The organism is Oceanobacter sp. ABM4_470 (assembly GCF_056158645.1).
In genome coordinates, this window is record NZ_JBSWTR010000001.1 from 2,108,439 (window position 1) to 2,132,692 (window position 24,254).

The following is a 24,254-nucleotide window of genomic DNA, read 5'->3' on the forward strand; positions in this document are numbered from 1 at the left end:
GAAGAAAAAACGGCCATGTCAGTGCCCCCACCTTCATGGCCAAAGGCGGTTTACCCGCAGAAGGAATCAGTAAGCGCCAGACAGCAAAGCGCCCGCACCCGGAACCACAGGCTCCAGCTCCAGCGACTTCAGCATGGCGTAAGTCGTCGCCACCGCAGCGGTCACCACCGGTTTGCCAGTCATGGCTTCAACTTTGGCAATGGCAGGCAAGGACGGCATCTGCACACAGGCCGACAGCACGATCACATCGGCGTCCTGATATTTCAGGTCCTTAACGATTTCTGGCAGGCGTTGCGGGTCATGACGGGCAACGTCGAGGTTGTCGGGGATTTCCAGCGCGATGTAATCCATCACCTCGAAACCTTCCTGACGAATGTAATCCACCACCAGCTCGGTCAGCGGCTTCATATAAGGCGCAACCACGGCGACCTTCTTGGCCCCCATCACTTTCAGGCCTTCCACCAACGCACCGGCACTGGTAATCACCTGACCGTCGCTGTCGTTGTCACGTACCCGCTGGGTCAGACGCTGTTCAGATTCGCGGTGATACCCTGGCCCCATGGCCATAATCGCCACCAGGCAGGCATAACCCAGCACGTTGACCTTGGCGTCACTCAGTTCCTGGGCGCAACGATCAGATTCTGCATCCATAGCAGCCAGTTCTTCCTTGACCACTTTTTTCATCCGCATGCGGCTGGAGTGGAAGGTGAAGCGCTGTTCCGGACGAATGCTCATACGCGCGGTCAGCATGGCCGGAATTTCGGTTTCCATGGTGGTGTTAGAGCTCGGCACAATCTGGCCGATTCGATACAAGGTACTCATGCGGCAGGTGCTCCCGAGGCAATCAGTTCAAAGGCAGTGTTGATGAAACCGTCGAGGTCGTCCCACGGGATCATATGGCCGGCGTTTTCGACCTTGGCAATGCGCAGTTGCGGGCACAGCTCGGCCATTTCGGCTTCGTCTTCCGGCAGGATCACTCCGCCCTTGCCAGCCACCATCAGGCTGCAAGGCAGCGTTACGGCCGCGAGGTCCTTGTGGAAGTCGACGTCGTGGAAATCATTGAACGCCCGTACGATGGCCGGTTCGTAGCAGGTATGCAGCCATTGAGCACGCAGAGCACGTTGCTCTTCGGTCCATGTCGCACAGAAGGCTTTCATGTCTTCGGCGGTCATGCCGCTGTTGGCCTGACGAATGGAGTCGACATACCACGGCAGCTTGCTCGGGTATTCACGACGACCTGGGCCGGAAACCGGCGGATCGACCAACACCACTTGAGCCACACCTTCGGCACCACGAGCCACCGCCAGGGCGGCAAAACGCGCCCCCATGGAATGGCCCATCAGCACCACATTTTCCAGCCCCAACGCCTTGATGAATTCAATCGCATCGTCGGCGCAGGATTCCGGGCTGTAGTCCAGCTCCGGGCCAGAGGCCGACAAGCCGCGACCACGCACGTCCAGCACATACACGTCGAATTGTTCGGCCAGCTTTTCGGCCACAAAACCCCAGGTCACCGCCGGGCTGGTGATGCCCGGAATCAGCACCAACGGTTGTTTGGTGCTATCACCATTGCTATCGAGGACGCCGTAACGCAGGTAATGCTGGCGAATGCCATTGGCGTTTACCTGACCGCCATACAAATAGAAACTCATCGGCCACCTCACTCTGCAACAGCGTGCTGTGCTGGCTGCGATTCTTGCTGCGGCTCTTTCAGAGCGTCAGCATAAACGTCGTAGCCGTAACACCAGGATGGATCTTCCTGGGTCTTCAGCCAGGTGTTGGCGTTGGAAATCGCCTGTACTTTGGACGCCCGTTCGACACGGTTGGCTTCGTAGTATTTGAAGGTGGTTTCGTAATCGTCCACGCCCACTTCAACCATACAGCGAACCAGCATGGCGGCATCTTCAATGGCCATACAGGCCCCCTGTGCCATGTGTGGCTTCATCGGGTGGCAGGCATCTCCCAGCAGCACCAGGCGGTTGCTGCTCCACAGTGGCAGCGGCTTGCGGTTTTTCAGTGGCCACTTGGTAACGTAGTCGGTGGCTTCAATCAGGTTCTGCACCGTGCTGTGGTAACCATCAAAGGCGCTGTACATTTCTTCGCGGCTGCTTTCTACCCATGGGGCATCGTGGTTCCACTCCGCTTCCGGCACACCGGTCACGTAGTAGTACTCATCCTGCTTGCCGGTGGTGTAGTACACCATCATGTGGCGGTCTTCGGTCCACCACTTCACGCAGGGTTCAAACTCGTTCTGGAATTCGCGCAGGCGCGCACCGGTAATCAGTGCACGGTGGGCAACCCAACCGCTGTAGGTCGGTTCTTCTTCGCCCAGCAGGCATTCGCGTACCTTGGAATTAATGCCATCTGCGCCAATCACGATGTCGGCTTGCACCTCGGTGCCATCGGTAAAGAACAGGCCGACTTCATCGCCGCTGTCTTCAATGCGGTCGAGCTTTTTACCGAAGTGCAGGTCACTGCCCAGTGGCGACAGCATCACTTCGTGCAGGTCGCCACGGTGAATGGTGATGTAGGCCGCACCGTAGTTGTCCAACGCGTACTGGCCCAACTCAATGCGCGACATGTAGTCACCAGTGAGGCCGTCACGGCTGAACCAGAATTCCGGATGGGAGCCCATCAGGCTCACGCGCTGCTCCAGCCCCAGCCGACGGAAAATCTTCATGACGTTAGGGCCAATGTGGATACCGGCACCCAGGCGCTCGAACTTGTCGGCCTGTTCATACACAGCAACGTTAAAGCCTTCTTTCTTCAGCAGTGCAGCAACGGCAGCACCGCCAAGTCCGGCACCGATAACGGCAATACGGGTTTTCTTGTCAATGGTCATTGGTAAACCTCTTTTGTTGTCTGGCTGACACCAGTTACGCACTGGAGATTTATAATGTACACATCATATTTGATTTAGAGCAAGAAAATTTTAAACTCGTCGTGTTTGGCAACATTTACCGAATAAATCCGTGAAAACAGCCTGAATTGGATAAAAACAACAATTGACCTGAGTCAAAAACAAGGATTAATGTGATGTACACCGCATTTAATTTAACGTGTACACACAGTTTTGGTACACACAACACGCAGGAGCATGGCCATGCCGGTAAACCAGAGCCAACTTACGTCGATGTTTGAAGATGTGCTGAAAATGTCGAAGGTCGACAACACCCAAAGCGTGGCCGTTTTGAAAAGTCACTATTCCAACCAGGCCATTGTGCAGGCCGCGACCGATGCCGCCATTCGCCTGGGCGCTCGGGTATATGGCGTAGAACTGCCATCGTTTCATGCGCCGATGGCGATGGGTAACGACCTCACCGCTTACTGCGGCGACACCGCACTCACGGGTAACAAGGCCGCCCAAACCGCACTGGAAGCCGCCGACCTGATCGTCGACACCATGATGTTGCTGCACTCACCAGAGCAGGAGCAGATTCTGAAAACCGGCACCCGCATTCTGTTGGCGGTTGAGCCACCGGAAGTGCTGGCGCGCATCATGCCAACCATGGCCGACAAGCTGATGGTGAAGTCCGCCGAAGAAGTATTGAAAACCGCCAGCAGCATCCATGTAACCTCCGATGCAGGCACCGATTTCCGTGCTGCACTGGGGCAATATCCGGCCGTTACGGAATACGGTCTGGCGGATGAGCCGGGGCGCTGGGATCACTGGCCAAGTGGTTTTCTGTTCAGCTGGCCCAACGAAGAAACCGCGGAAGGTGTGATTGTGATCGACAAGGGCGACATCCTGCTGCCGTTCAAGCAGTACTGCCGCGAGAGCATCACCCTGGAAATTGAGAAAGGCTTCATCACCAATATTCATGGTGGTTTTGAAGCAGAATATCTGGCGGATTACCTGAAGTACTTCGGCGACCCGGAAGTGTATGGCATTTCACACATTGGCTGGGGCCTGCAAACTCGCGCCCAATGGACCGCCATGGGACTGCACGACAAAAACGACGGTATGTGCATGGATGCCCGCGCGTTTGCTGGCAACTTCCTGTTCTCCACCGGCCCCAACACCGAAGTCGGTGGCTCGCGCAAAACCCCTGCCCACATGGACATCCCACTGCGTAACTGCACCATCACCCTCAACGACGATTTGATCGTCGTTGAAAAAGGCAAGGTGGTTGCGCCGGAAGCATCCATCGCCCCGGCGCCACGGATAAACAATTAAAAGGATAAACGATTAACCCGCCGCACCGGTGACAACCGCATGGGCAGCTCCTTCCGCAGCATCGTAGGCAACTGCCCTGTCACCGGTTTTCGAACGACAGCCGGAGCCGGTTCCGAATTATTCCGGCGCCCGCTCTGGCTGCTCGTTCATTTTTTGCAACAGGTAGATCAAGGCAACCCGCTCGGCCGGATTCAGATTACCCATGGTTTGTTCAGTAATGGTGACCGCACAAGGGACCATTTGCTGCACCAGCTGCTGGCCGGATTCCGTCAATCGCAACACCACCTTGCGGCGGTCGGTTTCATCAGCACCCTGACTGATCCAACCCTTGCTTTTCAGTCGCTCTACCACGCCACGCATGGTGGCCTGGTCGACCGCGGTAGCCTTAACAATATCGGTTATAGAGCACACGCCCATTTCATGAATGGTGCACAGCGCCACAAACTGCGGCGCGGTCAGGCTCTCTTCGCAACTGTACTGCTGGAAAATGGCCATATGACGCTGATACGCCTTACGCAACAAATGCCCAACCTGCTCGCTGAAATCGTAGTTCTTGCGGCTTTCCGCTTCAGCAGAGTACTCAACCATGCCACTTATTCCTCTCGTTCGGCAGGTCGGCCCAATGGCCAGACCTCAGTGTCTCGGCAGTATACGCGATTGCCAGCACGATCCGAAAAAGCATTGAACACATGGCAGTTTTCCGTCGCCGAGAAGCAAGGGATCGTGTTTGCAGAACAGTCATTTCCCGAAACAACGCTGCTCCGTCCACATTGGCCGCCAATGACACACGGCGCCCTGCCATTTACTCAAAAAGTTAAGTAAATACTTAATAAACTTATTTTGGATATTCTGATGAGTGCCAACACCAGCGCCACCAGCCAAGCCATCGTCTTCAACCTGAATGGCTCTCCTACGTCCGTTACAGCAGACCCATCCAGCCCACTGCTGTTTGCCTTGCGCAACGATTGCCAACTCAATGGCCCCAAATATGGCTGCGGACTGGGCGAATGCGGTGCCTGCAGCGTTTTGATTGACGGCAAAACCGCGCGCTCCTGCTCCATCCCCCTGAAAGCCATCAAAGGCCGCACGGTTACCACACTGGAAGGACTGGCAACACAGGGCCAGATGCATCCGGTACAGCAAGCCTTTGTCGACGCCCAGGGCGCTCAGTGTGGCTACTGCCTGAACGGCATGATCATTACCACCACCGCCTGGATCGAGCACCTGACCGAACGACCGTCAGAAGCAGACATTCGCAATGCACTGAAAGCCAATTTGTGTCGTTGCGGCACCCATCTGGAAATTCTCGATGCCGTTCGTTTGGCCGTTGCCAATAAATTTCCTGTAGCAGACGACCTGACCAGCAACATCGACAACAACACCGCTACCAACACTGCCACCAGCGCTAATACAACAGCACAAACCAGCACCCGATTGCTTGAGGAGAAGACCCCATGGAACCGATTCTGAGCCGCGATGAATTAATGGCGGCAGATAACGTTCTGCTGTTATTACGCCCAAGCAACCCACCCCTGAGCCCGGCCCAAAAAGCCAGCATCGAAGAGAAAGAGCCCGAGCTGGAAGTGTTTGTGGCGATTCATGGCGACGGCCGCATCATTGCCATGAACGGTCACGTAGACCTTGGCACCGGCATTGGCACCGCACTGGCACAGATCGTTGCCGAAGAGCTGTATGTAGAAGCGAAAGACGTACAGATGATTCTGGGCGACCCGGACAAAACCCCAAATCAGGGCGCCACCATTGCCAGCGCCACCATTCAGATTACTGCCGTACCACTGCGCAAGGCCGCGGCTACGGCCCGTCATTTTCTGGTGGAACGAGCAGCCGCGCACTGGCAGTGCAGCCCTGAAGAGCTAACCACCGATGGCGGCAAGGTCATCCATGCCGAAAAGCAACAAGCAATCCGCTACGGCGAACTGATTGGCGGCCAGCGTATTGAACTGATGGTCGACGAACACGCCGCCCTTAAGCCGGTCGATGAATACCGCATTGTTGGCAAGTCAGCCGTACGAAAAGACATCCCCGCCAAAGCCACCGGCCAGTTTGAATACGTCCACGATGTACGAGTACCACACATGCTGCACGGTCGTGTGGTGCGTCCACCTTATGCCGGTCGTGACGGCGGCGGATTTATTGGCAACAGCTTGCTGGGCATCGACAAATCCTCGATTGCCCATATTCCCGGCATCATCACCATTGAGGTCATCGGTGACTTTATTGGCATTGTCGCCGAGCGTGAGGAGCAGGCCGACCGCGCTGCCCGCGAACTGAAAGTCGACTGGAAACCCAGCCCCGACCTGCCAGACATCAACGATCTCGAAAACGCCATTCGCAACAACCCGACCGACAAAACCCGCACTCTGGTCGAAGAAGGTAATATCGAACAGGCGGTCAAAGACGCTCACAAACGACTGACCAGAACCTACGTTTGGCCCTACCAGATGCACGGCTCGATCGGCCCTTCGTGCGCCGTCGCCGATGTCAAAGCCGACAAGGTGAAAGTCTGGTCCGGTACCCAAAACCCGCATATTTTGCGGGCTGACTTGGCGTTTTTGCTGAACATCGACGAAAACCTGATCGACATCGTTCGCCATCAGGCATCCGGTTGCTACGGCCGCAACTGTGCCGACGACGTCTGCGGTGACGCCGTGCTGCTGTCCCGCGCGGTCGGCTTTCCGGTACGGGTGCAACTGACTCGCGAACAGGAACACGCCTGGGAGCCGAAAGGTGCTGGTCAGTTAATGGAAGTCGATGGTGGCATTGCTGAAGACGGCCATCCCTACGCCTACGACTTCAAAACGTCCTATCCGTCCAACGGCGCACCCAATCTGGCGCTGTTGCTAACAGGCGTTGTAGAGGCCATTCCAGCCGCGCTGGAAATGGGCGACCGCACCGCCATTCCACCCTACCGTTACGACCACATGCGCATTCGCGTTGACGATATGGCCCCCATGGTACGCGCTGCCTGGTTGCGCGGCGTGTCGGCCATGCCCAACACCTTTGCCCACGAATCCTACATAGACGAATTGGCGGCCGAAGCCGGTGAAGATCCGGTCGAATATCGCCTTAAACACATGAAGGACGAACGCGCGCGTGAACTGCTGGAAAACACCGCAGAGCGCGCCAACTGGCAGCCCAAATCCGGCCCGTGGCAACCCAAGGTGGGTACTGGTACGAATGGAACCGACACAAACAGCAATATCGTCAAAGGCCGCGGCGTGGCGTACGCCCGTTACATTCACAGCAAATTTCCAGGCTTTGGTGCCGCCTGGGCGGCCTGGATTGCCGATGTAGAGGTCGATCAGGATTCCGGCGAAGTGAACGTTACCCGTGTCACCGTTGGCCACGATGCCGGCTTGATGATCAACCCCGACGGCGTCAAACATCAGGTGCACGGCAATGTCATTCAGTCCACCAGCCGCGCACTGAAAGAAGAAGTCATCTTCAACGAAACCATGGTCGAAGACCGCGACTGGGGCAGCTATCCGATTCTGAATTTCCCGGAGCTGCCGGAAGTGGATGTGATGCTGGCGGAAAAGCCGGAAGAGCCACCGATGGGCGCTGGTGAATCCGCCTCCGTCCCCAGCGCCGCCGCCATTGCCAACGCCATTTACGACGCCACTGGCGTGCGCATGCGCCAGCCACCGTTTACCCCTGAGCGTATGCGCGCTGCACTGGAAGACGCTGGCGTGCGTCCAAAGAAAATTGAAAAATCCAAGTACAAGCCAGGCCTGAAAAGCTGGATTGGCGGCCTTGGAGCAACTGCCTTAGGGGCACTCGCCGTCGCCTCACCATGGCGCGCTGCGATTCCGGAAATCACTCCGCCGTCGGCGTCCGTATATTCTGCAGCCACCATTGCCCGAGGCGCCGAAGTGTTTGCCGCCGGCGACTGCGCCGTCTGCCACACCAGCGAAGGCGGCATTCGCAATGCTGGTGGTCGCGCGCTGGAAACGCCATTCGGCACGGTATTCAGCACCAACCTGACGCCCGACCCGGATACCGGCATCGGCCGCTGGTCATTCACCGCCTTTGAACGCGCCATGCGCGAAGGCATCAGCCGCGATGGCAAACACCTGTATCCGGTATTTCCCTACACCGCCTACCAGAACATGAACGACGCCGACATGCAGGCGCTGTATGCCTACCTGATGAGTCAGCCAGCCGTTAAACAAGTCAACCCGCAAACCGAACTGGCTTTTCCGTACAGCTTCCGGCCGATGATGGCGGGCTGGAATACCCTGTTCAAAAACAACACTCGCTTTTACGACGACCCAACCCAGACCGAGCTGTGGAATCGCGGCGCTTATCTGGTCAACGGTGCCGGTCACTGTGGAGCCTGTCATTCCCCACGCAATGTGCTGGGTGCAGAAAAAACCGGCACGGCGTTTTTGGCAGGTGGTGATGTAGATGGCTGGGAAGCGCCGGCGCTGAATGGCCAGAGCAAGTCGCCACTGCCGTGGAGCGAACAGGATTTTTACGATTACTTGCGAACCGGCAACTCGGACACTCACGGACCATCGACTGGCCCAATGGCCGCAGTAGTCGAAGAAATGCAAGCACTGCCAGACAGTGATATTCAGGCCATCTCGCACTATTTGGCCAATCTTGAAGGCGTCAGTGCCAGTCAGCCTGCCACCCAAACGACCACACTTGCAGAATCTGGAACTCTCAACGCCAACAACCTCAACAGTGCCGCCCGAACATTTGAAAGTGCTTGCGCTGGCTGCCATGAAACCCGACCGGACTGGTTTGGGGTCAATCCGAATTTGGCCACCAACAGCAATGTCCACAGCGACCGCCCGGACAACCTGATTCGCACCATTCTGTTTGGCGTACAAACACCGGCAGACCCGGAACTCGGTTACATGCCCGGCTTCGCCAACGCCATGAACGACAAACAGGTCGCCAATCTGGTGAGCCATATTCGCGGTCGCTTTGCTGCCGACAAGCCTGTCTGGAACAACCTCGAAGCCGTGGTGAAACAGATTCGGGCCAACCCGGGAAGTCATTAAGGGGACATCTATTTAATCCGGTGCTCACTCTGGGCTGCCGGATGGTTTCGAATCACGAAGCCGACTTGTAGGCCTGACGGGTCAAGTCAAAAGTCGGCGACACAGAGTCGAGATCATCCGGCAGCCCCCGCAGGGCCCGGGTTGCCGCCGCCCAGTGCTGTGTTGACGAACTTGAAAAGACTCGACCGGACAGGTTCGTCATTTCGCTGCATTCGTCGCCTTGCACTGAACAACGGCAACACTCGCGCAGAGCCGTGCAGGATTAAATAGATGCCCCCGTAAGCCCTCAACCCCCGAACCATCTACAAACCGAACAATTGAAACGTACACACCACAAAAAGTGTTACCAAACGGCACATAACAGGATTTTAAACACCTGCAAAACCGTGCACAAAACAGAGTTTTCGCACCACTTTCAAACACCACACGCCGCTCGCGCCCGTTATCGGGCGGCTAAACGATTTAAAAGGTACACACCAGATAAGTTTTTGGGCTTTTCCTGCCTCAAATCATTGAAATTGCACACTTGGTACGGCCTTTGCCTTTGAAAATAAGGTGTACACACCATTAATCGACAATTTATCGAGACCCTTGGCTCAGATAGATTGCATTCCATAACAAGCTGGTAAACGGATTGCTTTCCAGACAGTTCCGGAAACAACCAGACTGGCGCAGAGATGCAAGAGGTACGCTATGAAGACAAACAACTGGATATGGGCCGTCTGGGCCCTGGTGCTGCTCTGCTACGTAGTGCCCTACGGTTTCCTGACCGAGGTGCAAAGCTGGAGCGGTAGCTTCATCTACTGGACCATTACCGGCGTACTCGTGGTTGTCGCCAATCTGATGATCACCAAAGACTTCGGGGAGGAAGAAGCATGAGTACATCATTAATCTGGTGGTCTGTGGCCATCTATCTGGTGATTGCCATCGCCATTGCCGTGATCTCCCGCGACGGCAAGACCAACAGCATGTCCGGCTACTTCCTCGGCGGCCGCCAAATGAACGGCGTGCTGTCTGCCCTGAGCTACAGTGCCACCACCTATTCCGCCTTTATGATGGTTGGTCTGGCTGGCCTTACCTATAAAGGCGGCGTTGGCGCGCTGGGTTTTGAAATCGTTTACTTTGCCGGTGTGTCTCTGGTGGCCGTGTTTGGTCCCAAGTTCTGGGCGGTGGGCAAGAAGTTTGGTTACGTGACGCCAAGTGAGATGCTCGGCCATCGCTACCAGAACAAAGCGGTGTCTGTGGTTGCCGCGCTGGCCTCCTGCCTGTTCCTGATTCCTTACGCTGCAGTACAGCTGACCGGCGTGGGCTACCTGATGTCCGGCATGACCGATGGCGCTATTTCATTCTCCACCGCCGTTCTGATCGCGACCGTTATGGCGCTGTTCTTCTGTTACATCGCCGGTATTCGCTCCGTGGTATGGACCGACTCCCTGCAAGCCGTGATGATGATTGTGGTATCCACCATTGTTGCCCTGTTGGTGATTTCTGAACTGGGCGGCTTCGATGGCCTGTTCACCACTCTGGAGCAAACCAAGCCAGAAACCCTGTCGGTACCGGGTAGCGGTCTGTTCAGCTTCTGGACCTTCCTGGGCCTGACCATTCCATGGTTCTTCTTCAGCCTGTCCAACCCACAGGTAAGCCAGCGTCTGTTTATGCCATCGTCCCTCAAAGCCCTGCGCCAAATGCTGCTTGGCTTCCTGGTGTTTGGCCTGATTTACACTCTGGTATCTGTGATGTGGGGCTTCTCCGCCATCGTTGCCTTCCCGGATCTGGCCAAGGCCGACATGGCCACCCCAGCGCTGCTGTCGTCTGACATGGTGCCACCGGTACTGGCGGTGATTGTGATGATCGGCATTATGGCGGCGGCCATCTCCACCATCGACTCCATCATGCTGACACTGTCTTCCATGGTTTCCCGTGATGTGTACGCCAACATGAACACCAACGCTGACGACCGCGAGCAGCTGGCGGTGGGCAAACTGGTGATCCCGGTGATTGCATTGATGGCCTACGCCTTTGCCAAGCTGGAGCTGAGCCTGATTGCGGTGCTGTCGGTTGCGGCGTCTTCCGGTCTGGTGGTTGTGGTTCCAGCATTGATTGGCTCTTTCTTCTGGAAGCGCGGTACCGCTGCAGGTGCACTGGCCTCTATTCTGGGCACCGGCATTCTGGTGCTGTACATCTACGCCACGGGCGGCAAGCTGCTGGGCTTCTCGGCCGGCATCTGGGGCCTGCCAGTATCTACCCTGCTGTTTGTCGGTGTCAGCCTGCTGACCAAAGCACCAGTGGATGTTGCCGAAGCTTTTATGGCCGAAGCCAACTCGGCGGTTAAAGGCAAGCAGTCCAACGCCAAAGGCAATGCTCGCCCTGCCGTGGTATAACCTTGGACCATTAACAGGCGTATCCTGCCACTCAGAGACACGCCTGCGACCGGAGCACCAGTGATCAAGGTCACTGGTGCTTCAACGATTTGAAGACATGGAACATGAGTCAGACTGCCAATACAGACACCAGTGCGCCACCTCCCCGCAAGACCGGCAAGCAAGCCGAAAAGGCACGCGAAACCCGTCAACGCATTCTAAACGCCGCCATCAGCATTTTTGCAGAACTTGGTTACGCCGGTGCACGGATTGACCGTATATCGAAAGCGGCCAACAGCAACGACCGCATGATCTATTACTACTTCGGTAACAAGGAGCAGTTGTTTATCGCGGTGCTGGAAGCGGTGTATCAAGGGTTTCTGGATGCCGAGCAAGGACTACAGCTGAATCTGGCCAAGCCGCTGGATGCCCTCGACGACATCGTCAGCTTCACCTTTCACTACTACCTGGAGCATCGGGAATTTGTTGCCATTCTGGGTGACGAAAACCTGCATCAGGCGCGGCATTCTCGCCAAAGCGAACGCATCGCCCATATTTCCAGTGGCATTCAGGGGCAGCTGGGCAAGGTGGTTGAGGCGGGCCAACAGCAAGGGCTGTTTATTGCGAACATCGACGTTGCCATGCTGTATTTGACGGTATCGTCACTGACGTACTTCTACTGCTCCAACCAGTACACCCTCGGGGTGTTTATGAACCTCGACCTGACGGGCAACGGTTTGCGGGAATACTGGCTGCAACACATCAAGCAGGTGGTGCGAAAATCGGTGCTGGACTCAGGAGAATAGGAGTAACAGCCCCACTTATTGCTCTTCGTCTTCCAGCAGCTCAGCCATGATCCATTCCTTGAAGGCTTTCATGCCTGCCGTCAGTGGACGGTTTTTGCGATACACCAGATAAAAGGCCTTTTGGGTATCCAGCTGAATCTCAAACGGTCGCACCAAACGTCCGGAAGCAATTTCCCGCGATGTTAACGTGCTATCGGCCAATGCCACACCCAACCCTTCTTGCGCCGCCGCGGTCGCCAACTGACCACTGGACATTTGCAGGCTGCCTTTTGGAATCATGCCACCAACACCGGCCTGCTCCATCCAGTCCTGCCATTCCCATTTGCGCTTGGAGACGTAAATCAGGTTGTGATATCGCAGGTTATTGATATCCGTTAGCGGGTTCCGCCCCGTCATCAATGCCGGACTACAAACCGGTACCAGCATCACCTTACGCAGGAAGTGGGTTTCAATATCGTTCCATTCACCATTGCCGTAATAAATGGCCATGTCGGTGCTGGAGCGATTGAAATCGATCAGACCCATGCTGGCGTTAATTTGCAGTTCAATATCCGGATACAGCTCCTGAAACCGTGCCATATGTGGCATCAGCCAGCGAGTCAGGAAGTTCGGTGCGACGCTGATTTGCACCACGTTGCTTTCCTGATAGGTGGTCAAACGCTGGGTAGCAATCTCGATTTCATCGAGAGCGTGCTTGATCATGGTGAGGTATTGCTCACCGGCCGGGGTTAACTCAACTTTACGTTTGTTACGGCTGAACAACAAAACCCCCAAGTATTCCTCAAGGGTTTTGACCTGGTGACTCACCGCCGAAGCCGTGACAAACAATTCTTCGGCTGCCGCTGCAAAGCTGTTATTACGGGCTGCAGCTTCAAATGCGCGAAGTGAGTTAAGAGGAGGTAAGCGACGCATGGCAATCACGTATGGTTAAATTTTCTCATCATAGTGCTGAGAAAGTATCGTTTTTGCAAGTGTCAGACTGTGTCTACTATTCATCGTGTAGACAGACATTTCTGATCTGCACCAACTATCCGAGGAGTTCCACTATGAACCATTCTGAACTGAACCATTCTGAACTGAACGACTTTGAACCAACCGTTGGCCTCACTGCCCATACCGACATTGAAGCCCACATTGCTCGTGCCCAGGCCATGCGCTCTGAATACATTGCTCACATGTGCTCATCCGCAGTCCACAAGCTGGCTCACGCACTGCACATCGGTCACAAATCTGATCACGTAGCGCACGGTCACTAAGCCTTTAATAATGGCTTTCCATCGACTCATCCCGTTTAAAAATAACACGAGTCGATATTGAACCTTTAATAACGCCATGCGTTAACGCACAACCTGCGGAACCAAATCGAACAGCAACATCCAACCTCTTATATCCGCTTGATATCCCCGCCTGACCCATTTCCTTACGTCATATTTGTCTGACAAAAAGTTATTTAAATCGCTATTTTCGTCCTTACAAAAGTTACTAAACGTCCGTTTACTTTCTTAACTCGTTTGAAACTTCTGCCCTCGTCAGAGCTTGCTTAGACTGCGCCGCATAAATAAAACAACCAAGAGCGTCTATTTATGAACACGACCGATGCCGTAACACTGCACGATCAGCGTGAAGTCAAAATTGTGCTTCTGATTGCTGCTTTCGTCATCATCATGGCCACTTTCTTCAACCAGCTGCCTGGCGGCATGATTGGTGCCCTCGGCGCCATGGTGATTGTGGGCTATATCCTGAACTACCTGGGCGATCGTACTCCGATCATCAACCAGTTCTTCGGTGGCGGTGCCATCGTTGTTATTTTCGGTTCTTCCTGGCTGTTCCACAGCGGTTTGATCGCGGGTGACATCACTAAACAAATCACGACCTTCACCAAGTCCGGTGGCTTCCTGTCGTTCTACGTTGCCTCTCTGGTAACCGGTTCGATTCTGGGCATGAGCCGTGACACCCTGAAGTCTGCGGCCCTGAAATACATCCCGGTTATCCTGGGTGCGGTTGCCGTTTCCTTCGTATTTGCGGGCGTTGTTGGCCTGTTCTTTGGCAAGAACCTGTTTGAATCCCTGATGCTGATTGCACTGCCGATCATGGGCGGCGGCATGGGCGCTGGTGCGGTTCCACTGGTTGAAATCATGTCCGGCCGTACGGGTATGGACGCTGCCAGCCTGATGTCCCAAATGGTTCCTGCCCTGGCAATCGGTAACGCCATTGCGATCGTTATCGCCGGTTTGCTGAACAAGGTTGGCCAGATCAAGCCAAGCTGGACCGGTAACGGCAAGCTGATCCGTGGTGAACAGGAACAGATCGAAGAAGAGACCAACAAGTACTCCCTGGACGTAACCAAGCTGGGTGTTGGCGCTCTGATCGCGATCAGCATGTTCTTCCTGGGCACCCTGCTGTCCAGCGTAATCAGCATGCACACTTACGCTCTGATGATTCTGTCCATCGCTCTGATCAAGGTTACTGGCCTGATGCCGGCCAACCTGGAACGTGCTGCCCACGCCTGGTACACCTTCGTAGTGGGTAACCTGACTCCTGCGCTGCTGGTAGGTATCGGTGTGGCTTACACCAACCTGGATCAAATCATCGACGCCCTGAGCCCAATGTACTTCGCTATGGTATTCGCTACCGTACTGGGTGCTGCCATTGGTGCTGCTCTGATCGGTCGTCTGATGGGCTTTTACCCGGTTGAATCTGCGATCACTGGTGGTCTGTGTATGGCCAACATGGGTGGTACTGGCGACGTTGCGGTACTGGCTGCGTCCAAGCGTATGGAACTGATGCCATTCGCCCAGATCTCTTCCCGTATTGGTGGTGCGTTCATGCTGATTCTGGCGACCTTCGCTATCCAGCTGTTCTCCTGATCACGCCACAACCTTCTTCATTTACGTTCTTCACGGCTCAAGAAGACCGACACTGAAGACCCGGAGCCCTCTTTGAGGGCTCCACTCCCCTCCTCTATACTCCTCAGGTATTGCCCTATGACCGCCAATACCATGACCCTGAAATCCTATTTGACCGCGATCATTCTGGTCACCATAACCCTGATCATTGCCGTGTCCGGTGGTTTGCTGGTGTTTGCGACCAAACAAACCTATCTGGATGGCGTCAGCCAGCGGGGCATTGAGCTGGCTCAGGTACTGGCCAGCGACGAACGCGTCATTGCCGCCATTCAACGTTCCAACAGCGGCACTCCAACCTCGTTACAGGACTACATTGAGAACCTGCGGGCCAAGACCGACGCCTCCTATATTGTGGTAACCAACCGCGACGGCATTCGCCTCAGCCACCCGCTGCCGGAGCGCATTGGTAAGCGGTTTATTGGAGAAGACATTCTGCCAACCCTGAACCAGGGCCAAACCCGCACCACCGAAGGAACCGGCTCACTGGGCACCGCAATTCGTAATTTTGCGCCGGTGTTTGCTAGTGCAACCGACACTGCTGCAAACCCACCTACCCATACCTTGGAAAACAAGACCCAACCAGACAACACCCAGGCAGCCAATACCCAAAAAGCCAGAGAAGTCATTGGCGCCATCAGCATTGGCTACTTGCGCCAGTCCGTTGCCGATTTGTTGTTCCAGTATTACAAGGAAGCGATTGTCTGGCTGGGCATCATTTATGTGCTGGCGATCCTTCTGACGCTGTCTTTACTGAGCAAGCTCAAACGCACCTTTTTGGATTACGAGCCCGAAGAAATTGTTCAACGCTTCAAGGAACACAGCCTGCTGCTGGACAGCATTCGCGAGGGCATCATTGCCATCGACCGCGACCACCGCATTACCGCCATCAACAAAGCCGCCAGTTACTGGATTGCCCCCGATAAAAGCGACGCCCAACTGATTGGCCTGCCTCTGGACAGCGTATCGCCGGGGCTTGAGCAGCTGATCATTGATTCGCTCAGTCAACGCAACAAGCACTCCATTACCCTTGGACGCCACACCTTTGCTGTGACTCTGTACCCGCTGAATGCCAGGCATCCCGGGCTTAATAACGCCGGCTTCATGATGGTGCTGAACCACGAGCAGGATATGTCAGAGCTGCAACAGGAGCTGGCTGCCACCACCGCCTGGGCCCAGCAACTGCGCGCCCAAACCCACGAGCACAACAACAAGCTGAACGTGATTTCCGGCTTGTTGCAGGCCGACAAGGTGCAGGCCGCCATCGACTACCTGCAACAGGAAAGCGATCAGCATCAGCAAATTCTCGGGGCTCTGGTAAAACGCATTGAAAACAGTCCGGTCGCAGGCATGTTGCTGGCCAAGCACAATTACGCCAGCAACCATCACATTCAATTCACCCTCGATGAAGACAGCCAGCTGGGCAACTACCCGCAGGCCACCAACGATGATCTGATTACGCTGATTGGTAATCTGGTCGATAACGCCTTTGAAGCGGCACAGCATGCACAGGGCAATGCCCGCCGTTCGGGTAAGGAAAAGCTACCGTCAGCCGCGGTCAGCCTGTACCTGAGCGACCGCAACAAGTACCTGATGATTACCGTGGAAGACAACGGCAAAGGAGTGGATACCGCCATCGCCGAACGCATGTTCGAGCTGGGGGTCAGTGGCAAGGAAATTCACAGTGAGCATGGAATGGGGCTCTACTTGGTCAGCCGGGTGGTACATCGTTACAATGGCACCATCGACTGGGAGCGCATTGACGACACCACGGTGTTCAGCGTGTATCTGGACAAACGAGCATTACAACAATGAGCCAATATTCTGTTCTGATCGTCGAAGACGACCCGCAGGCCAGCTATACCCTGGAACAAAGCGTTAACCAGCACGTCGGTTTCCGGGTCATTGCGGCGGCGGAATCCGTAGTAGAAGCCCGCATGCAACTGGCCCAACAGCCAGACCTGGTGTTTCTGGACATTACCCTGCCAGACGGCGATGGCATGCAGCTGCTGCGCGAAATGCGCCAGCAAGACTTTGCCGGAGCCGTCATCATGACCACCGCCGAGCGCGACTCCAGCACCGTGGCGCAGGCCATTCAGTTTGGTGTATTGGATTATCTGGTGAAGCCCTTGCGCCTTTCACGGGTGCATCAGGCGCTGGACGATGTGGTGGCGTTCAAGGAAACCTTGCAGGAATCCAATCAGGTCGACCAGCTGCAGATTGACGATCTGATGCGCAAGGGCAAGGCCCAGAACAAGGTTCGTAGCACCCCCAAAGGCATTGACGCCACCACGCTGGCCCGCATGGTCGAACACATCAAATACTGTCCGCAGCCGTTTTCAGCCCAGGAAGTGGGCGATGCGCTGGCACTCAGCCGCATCACCGCCCGCCGCTATCTGGAATATCTGGAAGAGCAAGGCACCGTGGCCATGAGCCTGAACTACAACACCGGTGGCCGCCCCAAGCAGCTGTACCACACGGTGTAATTCTGTCCCCTGCCCACTGCTCCCTACCCACGCGCTACAGCCTGATTACCTTCAGCCAGTAGCGCAGCTCAGGTCCAGGGGTTCCCCCCTACTTCCAGTAAAACATACCGGATTGCTTATTCAGCACTTCCGCACTCCAGTATTTATCCACCGGCTTCCCAGCCACGCCATAACACACGTGCAGCGGAATCAGATGCTCTTCTCGCGGATGACAAAAGCGCGCATGCGGAGCCTCCGCCCAGTGATTAAAGCGTTCGCTGCGCTGGGCTTCGGTCAGCTGCTGGCTGGAGCAGGTTTCCAACAACCACTCCTCAAATGCCAGATTGCGAGCCCGAATGTCCGGCGTATTGGGGGCAAAGAACGCCCGCATGTTGTGAAACGAAAATCCGGAACCCAGTACCAGCAGATTATCGAACTCCAGCTGTTGCAGCGCCTCGCCAATCGCCAGGTGCTGCTGCGGGTCGAGGCCTTTCACCAGCGACAACTGCACCACCGGAATGTCGGCCTCTGGGTACATGATTTTCAACGGCACAAACATGCCGTGGTCGTAACCACGTGTTTCCGTCCCCTGCACCGCAATGCCATTGCTCTGCAAGGCCGCAATCACCTTGTTGGCCAGAGTTGGATGACCAGGGGCCGGGTAACGGATGTTGTACGACTCCGGTGGAAAGCCGTAGTAGTCGTAAATCAGCTCTGGCTGGGCCGCGGTAGTTACCGTTGCCACGGCTTCTTCCCAGTGGGCGCTGATGACCAGAATGGCATCCGGGCGTTGGATATCGGCCGTGATCTCGTTCAGCCGCTGCACCATTTCGCGGTGACCCGGATCACCCAGCAGCGGCATCGGGCCGCCACCATGGGAGATAAACAGGCTTTGTCTGCCCTTCATGGTATTACCTACAGTTGCGTTCACGATGTTCTCCTTATTCTTATATGCTTGGCTAACTCAAAGCACATCCGGACCAACCGGCACAATGCCACCCGGGTTCAGCGCCTTGATGGAGTAATAGCCAGCCTTGATATGGTCAATACGCACGGTGTCGGCAATGCCCGGCAAGGCCAGAATGCGTTTCATATACGCGTGCAGTTTCGGCATATCCAACACCCGGTGGCGGTTGGTTTTAAACAAGCCATAGTAGGCTGCGTCGAACCGCACCAGAGTAACAAACAGACGAATATCCGCCTCGGTCAGCTGCTCGCCCAGCAAGTAGGAGCGGCCATCAGCCAACTGCTGTTCGAGCCGGTCCATGGCGGTGAATACGTTGCCATAGGCTTCTTCATAGGCTTGCTGGCTGCTGGCAAATCCCGCCTGATAAACGCCGTTGTTGAAGTTCGGGTATATCCAGTCGTTCAAAGCATCAATCTCTGCCGCCAGCACCTGCGGATACAAATCCGGACCTTCACTGGTGAAGTTCACAAAGGCAGTGTTCAACATACGGATGATGTCGGCGGACTCGTTACTCACCATGCGGTCGGTTTGCTTGTCCCACAGCACAGGGACGGTAGCTCGCCCGGTAAAGCTCGGGTCGGCACGGGTATACAGCTCGTGCATATAACGGCTGTTATGCAACGGGTCGGCGCTGCTGCCCGGAAACTGACTGCTGTCATCGACAGCAAACTGCCAGCCTTGATCGGTCAATACCGGATTCACCACCGAGACAGAGATCATCTCTTGCAGGCCTTTCAGCGCTCGTACCATCAGGGTTCTGGATGCCCAGGGACAAATGTAGGCGACGTACAGGTGGTACCTGCCCGGCTCGGCTTTGAAGCCTGCGTCACCGGTGGGGCCGGCGCTGCCATCCGGAGTGATCCAGTGTCGAAACGACGAGGTCTGACGAATAAAGCGTCCTTCGCCGTCCTTGCTCTGTACCGGCTGCCAATCTTGCTGCCATTGACCATTAACCAACATGATAGTGCTCCTGCTGTTGCATGATGAAAGCCGCCTCGGCTGATTCAGCATTGGCGGCCGTTGCTGCGTTCAATAAAGAATCAGTGTGCTACTTTGGCGGCACCTTCGAGGTTGTCGCGCAGCGAGTTGTCTTGCTGCAAGGCGTTGAAAATCACATTGTCGAGCGAAAGTTTGCCAGCGCCTTGCACCGCCAGAGCGACCGTTACCGCCAACAGGCTGAGGGCGTATTCATAACCGCCGTTGCTAAGGAACAGACCGTGGCTGATGTGGGTGCTGAAGATAGCGACCACCATGGTGAATGCCGTCACCAGCGCTGCCGGACGGGTCAGCAAACCCAGCACCAGCGCCAGACCACCAAAGAACTCGGCACTGCCCGCCAACAAAGCCATCAGGTAACCCGGTTCCAGACCAATGCTGGCCATCCACTGGCCGGTGCCTTCAAGGCCATAGCCACCAAACCAGCCAAACAGTTTTTGCGAACCATGGGCCGCCAGCACAATGCCAACCGGTACGCGCAGAATCAGCGCCGCCAGACCCGCGTTGCTGCGGAATACAGAAGCCAGGAAGTTTGCAGAAGAAGTGCTCATATCAGTGTCCTCATAACATAGAAGGAAGTTGGGTTTCCGGTTGTCTCCGGAAGATGAGACCACTTTACTATCGCCCTATAGAGTCAGTAAGAGCACTTTCATTGCTTCTTTATAAACATAATGTTGATATTAGTGGCACGACTTAGTCGCTACAGTAGCGCCCTGTTAACGCCACCTAAGTGGCTTTTTATAACGAGTTACGGCAAAGAGAACCGCTATGGACAGAATTGACGCCATGCGCACCTTTATTACGGTGGTCAATGAAGGGGCCTTCAGCCGAGCCGCCGAACGGCTGGAAATGTCGCCACAATTGGTCAGCAAGTACGTATCGCAGCTGGAACAGCGGCTGGGCGTACGACTACTGAACCGCACGACCCGCAAGGTACACCTTACCGAAGCAGGCAGCCGCTACTTTGAGCGCGCCCAGCAACTGCTGGACGATATGGACGATCTGGAAAACCAGCTCGACGACTGGCAAGACGGCGCCCAGGGCACTCTGAAAATCACCGCGCCGGTGTCGTTTGCAACCCAGCATCTGGCCCCACTGTTATGTGACTTCCAGCGCGAAAACCCCAACGTCAGCATTGATGTGCAATTGAACGACCGCAAGGTGGACATTGTGCAGGAAGGCTTCGATGTGGCCTTGCGGATTGGCCACCTGAAAAACAGCTCGCTGATTGCCCGCCGCATTGCCCCGGTTCGACTGGTCACCTGCGCCTCTCCGGCGTATCTGGATCAGCACGGCCGTCCGCAAACCCTGCAACAACTCCGGCACCACCGCTACCTCAGATACAGCTATATGGATGCCGACACCGGCACCGCCCAGCATGCTGAGCTGTTTGCCGGTCGCCACCAGCACGCCGATCTGGTCAGCAACAACGGCGATATTTTGGTTCAGGCCGCCATCGCCGGAGCCGGTATTGCCGTGCAGCCGAGCTTTATTTGTGGCAAAGCCATAGCGGAAGGAAAACTGGAAGTATTGCTGGCGGATCAGGAACCCGAGCCGATGAACCTGTACGCGGTTTATGCCCACCGGCAGTTTTTGGCCAGCAAGGTACGCCGGTTTATCGACTTCCTCAGCACTTACTACGGCGAAGTGCCCTACTGGGATGCTTACAGCAACAGGTAATGCAGGTTTCCCTCACGCAGTCAGAATCCCCTAGGGCCCCTCTGAATAACTCTGCACAGCTCTGCGCGAGTCCTACAGGTTGTCAGAACAAGGCGGCGAATGCAGCGGAATGGCTGGCCCTTTCCAAATTCGCCAACGCTGTTCTGGCGGCATGCAGGCCGCGCCCTACGGGGATGGCAGGGCATTGCTGACTCTGTGTCGCTGATTTTTGACTTGACCCGTCAGGCCTGCAAATTAGCTTCTTGATTCAGCTTCGCCCTGTCATCCAGAGCGGGCACCGGGTTATTCAGAGGGTCCCTAGTTGTAAAGTGAGCAGCCTGTTAAAAATAACAATGCCGGACAAGCAAGCTTGTCCGGCATTGGGTCCCTGGCAGCCTTCCATTCATACAACGACGAGGCTGCCGGGCGGGGTTGGTCATCGATTAGCCATGAATCTGGTAACAGCGATCCGATGACCAAAACCCGATCAGTACATGGTGCGCATCATCATGTTCAGCTGATCACGCTGGTTGTCAGTCAGCATGGCAACCGCTTCCTGTTCAGCCTGCTGGGTAGACTTGAAGTTGATGGACTCCAGACGCTGTTCCTGGGCATCGCTAAGAGACAGGGTTTCCAGCGCTTTCAGCAGTGGAGAGCTCAGCGTCAGGTGACGAGCTGGCTGCTGGGCGTGGTTTACATCGGCTGGACGCTCGGCCCAGTGAATGTTGTCGGTGGAACCGGAAGCAACCACTTTGGTTGGCAGATCAACCCACTGATGAGTCTCTGCCATGCTTGCAGCACTACCCAGAGTGAATACAGATGCCAGTGCGCCAGCCAGAATAGTTTTGTTAATAGTGCTCATGTCGTCTTTCCTCTTGAATGGAATCAGTTTGAAAACGCGATGAAGCAGGAGTCGCGTCATTGAGCAAACTGTACAATCCCATTAGAGATGTATTAAGACGTCTTTCATGGACTGATTAACAACAAAATAAGGACAATAGCAGCGGAACTTTTCAGAAACCCGCCAGTACATGGCCCATTTTGACGTTTTTGGAAGGATTCAGAGGACCTCTGGCGAATACCCAGTCGGCAGCAAGCCACCTCCCACGGACCAACCAAAAAGGAGGCACTATGGCCTCCTTCGAGTTCTCTCTTCAGCGTTCAAGCCAGCTTTCAAACCAGCTCCGAGCCGGTGCTCAAGCGGAGTGTTTTACCGCCTCAGGAGCGACGCTTGTCATCAGAGCGCTTGCCGTCCTTACGACCCGGGCGGTCTTCACGCAATTCCTTGCGCTGTTCATCAGTCAGCAGGTCCAGTGCGTTCAGACGCGCAGACGTTTCTACCAGGAAGACCTTTTTCTGCAGCTCAGCCAGCTCGGCAAAGGCTTTGTTCAGCGCCTTGCTGTCGAACTTGTCGGCACGGTACAGATCGCGAATCTTGTTGTTCACGTCCATCATGTCACCGCGGATGGCCCAGTCGTCCTTGCGCGCCTTGTCACGGATGGCGGTCAGTTTGTCTTGCTGCTCATCGGTCAGCTCCAGCTGACGGAAGCCCAGATCCATACCGCGAGGACCAAAACCACGAACGCCTTTTTCGCCACGCTCGTCACGGCCCATACGCTTGAAGCCGCCGTCACGACGGTCGTCGCCTTTCACACGCAGTTCGTGCTGCTTGCCATCGCGCTTGGCGCTTTTATCGGAGCTTTCAGCGTTGGCGCTAACGGCGGTCGCTGACAAACACACAGCCATCAGGCCAGCCGCAATCATTTTGGAATTCAACTTGTTCATGGCGTCTCCTTGTTCCCCGTCCGGGGAGAAATTGCTGGCAATACCAGCGTCTCTGGCGAGTGTTGGAAGGCATTTACCGCTTACGGCAGGGTCATCATTAACCCGTTTGTCGAAAGCCTGTTTGGTATTTGCTCATGCGCAATCCCGATGCCGGATTTGCTAACCCAGATTGTCACAAACAGGGAACACTGTGTTGCCCTGATGCAGACTCGCTGTTGTTTTTTCGCCCGGCGTTTCCGGGCGAGGACAGGGATAGATTGGCCTGCAGGCCGTTAAGACGCGGTTAACCTGCTGCAAAGAAAGGTGAAGATAACGTAAACCGATTGGCGACTTGAAACGCTTCAGTGCCGGTTAACGGTTGACAAAAGCGTAGCAGCGCCAACAAACATACCGGCAAAACCCCGGTTCATCAGCTTCTGCTGACGTGGCGATTTCAGGTAACGCAGTACTTTGGCCGCCAGTCCGGTGTAACCCAGCATCACAACCATATCGACCGCAATCATGGTCACCATCATCAGGCCGTACTGTGGCATCAGCTCGTTAGCCGGGTTAATGAACTGCGGCAGCACCGCCAGCATAAACACAATCGCCTTGGGGTTGCTGATATTGACCAGAAAGCCTTTGAAGATCAGCACCTGTGGCGACTCCCGCCGCTTACCACCTTCAAATTCCCGCGCCTCGGCTTCCATATCGGTTGCCACCGAGCGCCACTGCTGCCACGCCAGAAACAACAGGTACAGCACACCAAACCATTTGATGACGGCAAAGGCGGTTTCAGACGCCGCCAGCACTGCGCCCACACCGGCGGCAACAATCAGAATCTGCAACGCCAGCGCGGCCTGTAAACCAATGACGTTCCAGTAACCATAAGGAAAGCCGTACTTCATGCCACTGGCCATGGACGCCACTGCGCCAGCACCGGGAGAAATACTGATGATCCAACAAGCGGCAAAAAACGCCAGCCAGGTTTCCAACGACATACTCAACTCCTGTGGGCGCGGCCCGATGGCCAAACCCGGATACTATTTTTGACGTCGCTATTATTGGATTTTGTGCTGGAGCGAAACAGAGTCAGAGCGCGGTAAAAGGGGCAGTACAGTTGC

Annotated in this window: 22 protein-coding genes; 11 read left to right on the forward strand and 11 right to left on the reverse strand. The window is 55.5% G+C overall.

From position 1 onward, the window contains the following. Nucleotides 1-66: 66 nt before the first annotated feature. Genes ACXADJ_RS09205 through ACXADJ_RS09215 form a run of 3 tightly spaced genes read right to left on the reverse strand, consistent with a single transcriptional unit; the run spans nt 67 to nt 2,842 of the window. Complete coding sequence (locus tag ACXADJ_RS09205) at nt 67-822, reverse strand: maleate cis-trans isomerase family protein (RefSeq protein ID WP_475065021.1); 756 nt, start codon at nt 820-822, stop codon at nt 67-69. Then, nucleotides 819-1,652 carry an alpha/beta fold hydrolase gene (locus tag ACXADJ_RS09210; protein WP_475065024.1) on the reverse strand — a complete coding sequence of 278 codons (834 nt, stop codon included), beginning with the start codon at nt 1,650-1,652 and terminating at the stop codon, nt 819-821. Before ACXADJ_RS09210 ends, ACXADJ_RS09205 begins: the two co-directional genes overlap by 4 nt. Before the next feature lie 8 nt (nt 1,653-1,660). Then, nucleotides 1,661-2,842 carry an FAD-dependent monooxygenase gene (locus ACXADJ_RS09215; protein ID WP_475065026.1) on the reverse strand — a complete coding sequence of 394 codons (1,182 nt, stop codon included), beginning with the start codon at nt 2,840-2,842 and terminating at the stop codon, nt 1,661-1,663. Between the two features lie 261 nt (nt 2,843-3,103). Here ACXADJ_RS09215 and ACXADJ_RS09220 point away from each other — a divergent pair, with 261 nt between their 5' ends. Further along, the gene (locus ACXADJ_RS09220; protein ID WP_475065028.1) at nt 3,104-4,177 is read left to right on the forward strand and encodes a 2,5-dihydroxypyridine 5,6-dioxygenase NicX family protein; all 1,074 of its coding nucleotides are present in this window, start codon (nt 3,104-3,106) and stop codon (nt 4,175-4,177) included. A 117-nt stretch (nt 4,178-4,294) separates the two neighbouring features. Here the strand turns inward: ACXADJ_RS09220 and ACXADJ_RS09225 are convergent, their stop codons facing one another. Continuing rightward, complete coding sequence (locus tag ACXADJ_RS09225; RefSeq protein WP_028292767.1) at nt 4,295-4,765, reverse strand: MarR family winged helix-turn-helix transcriptional regulator; 471 nt, start codon at nt 4,763-4,765, stop codon at nt 4,295-4,297. 264 nt (nt 4,766-5,029) lie between these two features. Between ACXADJ_RS09225 and ACXADJ_RS09230 the strand changes: the two genes are divergently transcribed. The 5 genes from ACXADJ_RS09230 to ACXADJ_RS09250 all read left to right on the forward strand — a co-directional run bounded on the left by ACXADJ_RS09230 (nt 5,030) and on the right by ACXADJ_RS09250 (nt 12,376). Next, nucleotides 5,030-5,647 (forward strand): (2Fe-2S)-binding protein, encoded by a 618-nt coding sequence (locus tag ACXADJ_RS09230; protein ID WP_475065030.1) that lies wholly within the window; start codon nt 5,030-5,032, stop codon nt 5,645-5,647. Further along, the gene (locus ACXADJ_RS09235; RefSeq protein WP_475065032.1) at nt 5,632-9,210 is read left to right on the forward strand and encodes a molybdopterin cofactor-binding domain-containing protein; all 3,579 of its coding nucleotides are present in this window, start codon (nt 5,632-5,634) and stop codon (nt 9,208-9,210) included. The genes ACXADJ_RS09230 and ACXADJ_RS09235 overlap by 16 nt, the downstream gene beginning before the upstream one ends. A gap of 693 nt (nt 9,211-9,903) precedes the next feature. Next, the gene (locus ACXADJ_RS09240) at nt 9,904-10,089 is read left to right on the forward strand and encodes a hypothetical protein (protein WP_028292769.1); all 186 of its coding nucleotides are present in this window, start codon (nt 9,904-9,906) and stop codon (nt 10,087-10,089) included. Then, nucleotides 10,086-11,591, forward strand: coding sequence for a sodium:solute symporter family protein (locus ACXADJ_RS09245; RefSeq protein ID WP_475065034.1), 1,506 nt, complete (start codon nt 10,086-10,088; stop codon nt 11,589-11,591). Before ACXADJ_RS09240 ends, ACXADJ_RS09245 begins: the two co-directional genes overlap by 4 nt. A gap of 104 nt (nt 11,592-11,695) precedes the next feature. Then, nucleotides 11,696-12,376 carry a TetR family transcriptional regulator gene (locus tag ACXADJ_RS09250; RefSeq protein WP_475065036.1) on the forward strand — a complete coding sequence of 227 codons (681 nt, stop codon included), beginning with the start codon at nt 11,696-11,698 and terminating at the stop codon, nt 12,374-12,376. A gap of 15 nt (nt 12,377-12,391) precedes the next feature. Here the strand turns inward: ACXADJ_RS09250 and gcvA are convergent, their stop codons facing one another. Next, nucleotides 12,392-13,288 (reverse strand): transcriptional regulator GcvA, encoded by an 897-nt coding sequence (gcvA, locus tag ACXADJ_RS09255; RefSeq protein WP_475065039.1) that lies wholly within the window; start codon nt 13,286-13,288, stop codon nt 12,392-12,394. A 134-nt stretch (nt 13,289-13,422) separates the two neighbouring features. Here gcvA and ACXADJ_RS09260 point away from each other — a divergent pair, with 134 nt between their 5' ends. From ACXADJ_RS09260 to ACXADJ_RS09275, 4 genes are all read left to right on the forward strand, one after another. After that, nucleotides 13,423-13,632 (forward strand): RSP_7527 family protein, encoded by a 210-nt coding sequence (locus tag ACXADJ_RS09260; RefSeq protein WP_475065041.1) that lies wholly within the window; start codon nt 13,423-13,425, stop codon nt 13,630-13,632. A 327-nt stretch (nt 13,633-13,959) separates the two neighbouring features. After that, complete coding sequence (locus ACXADJ_RS09265) at nt 13,960-15,243, forward strand: 2-hydroxycarboxylate transporter family protein (protein ID WP_475065043.1); 1,284 nt, start codon at nt 13,960-13,962, stop codon at nt 15,241-15,243. Nucleotides 15,244-15,360: 117 nt separating this feature from the next. Then, nucleotides 15,361-17,094, forward strand: a complete 1,734-nt coding sequence (locus tag ACXADJ_RS09270; RefSeq protein ID WP_475065045.1) for a sensor histidine kinase — start codon at nt 15,361-15,363, stop codon at nt 17,092-17,094. Then, nucleotides 17,091-17,765 carry a response regulator gene (locus tag ACXADJ_RS09275; RefSeq protein WP_475065047.1) on the forward strand — a complete coding sequence of 225 codons (675 nt, stop codon included), beginning with the start codon at nt 17,091-17,093 and terminating at the stop codon, nt 17,763-17,765. Before ACXADJ_RS09270 ends, ACXADJ_RS09275 begins: the two co-directional genes overlap by 4 nt. Before the next feature lie 88 nt (nt 17,766-17,853). Here the strand turns inward: ACXADJ_RS09275 and ACXADJ_RS09280 are convergent, their stop codons facing one another. The 3 genes from ACXADJ_RS09280 to ACXADJ_RS09290 all read right to left on the reverse strand — a co-directional run bounded on the left by ACXADJ_RS09280 (nt 17,854) and on the right by ACXADJ_RS09290 (nt 20,258). Beyond that, nucleotides 17,854-18,675, reverse strand: coding sequence for a DODA-type extradiol aromatic ring-opening family dioxygenase (locus ACXADJ_RS09280; RefSeq protein WP_475065049.1), 822 nt, complete (start codon nt 18,673-18,675; stop codon nt 17,854-17,856). 33 nt (nt 18,676-18,708) lie between these two features. After that, on the reverse strand, nt 18,709-19,671 hold the full coding sequence (locus tag ACXADJ_RS09285) for a glutathione S-transferase family protein (protein WP_475065051.1): 963 nt from the start codon (nt 19,669-19,671) through the stop codon (nt 18,709-18,711). An 80-nt stretch (nt 19,672-19,751) separates the two neighbouring features. Next, nucleotides 19,752-20,258: a DoxX family protein gene (locus ACXADJ_RS09290; protein ID WP_475065053.1), complete on the reverse strand. Its 507-nt coding sequence runs from the start codon at nt 20,256-20,258 to the stop codon at nt 19,752-19,754. Nucleotides 20,259-20,475: 217 nt separating this feature from the next. Here ACXADJ_RS09290 and ACXADJ_RS09295 point away from each other — a divergent pair, with 217 nt between their 5' ends. Further along, nucleotides 20,476-21,387, forward strand: coding sequence for a LysR family transcriptional regulator (locus ACXADJ_RS09295; protein WP_475065055.1), 912 nt, complete (start codon nt 20,476-20,478; stop codon nt 21,385-21,387). 466 nt (nt 21,388-21,853) lie between these two features. Here ACXADJ_RS09295 and ACXADJ_RS09300 read toward each other — a convergent pair whose 3' ends face one another. The 3 genes from ACXADJ_RS09300 to ACXADJ_RS09310 form a co-directional block, all read right to left on the reverse strand. Then, on the reverse strand, nt 21,854-22,228 hold the full coding sequence (locus tag ACXADJ_RS09300) for a hypothetical protein (protein WP_475065057.1): 375 nt from the start codon (nt 22,226-22,228) through the stop codon (nt 21,854-21,856). Between the two features lie 356 nt (nt 22,229-22,584). Then, nucleotides 22,585-23,151: a Spy/CpxP family protein refolding chaperone gene (locus ACXADJ_RS09305; RefSeq protein ID WP_475065060.1), complete on the reverse strand. Its 567-nt coding sequence runs from the start codon at nt 23,149-23,151 to the stop codon at nt 22,585-22,587. A gap of 341 nt (nt 23,152-23,492) precedes the next feature. Then, complete coding sequence (locus ACXADJ_RS09310; protein ID WP_475065062.1) at nt 23,493-24,131, reverse strand: LysE family transporter; 639 nt, start codon at nt 24,129-24,131, stop codon at nt 23,493-23,495. Nucleotides 24,132-24,254: the final 123 nt, after the last annotated feature.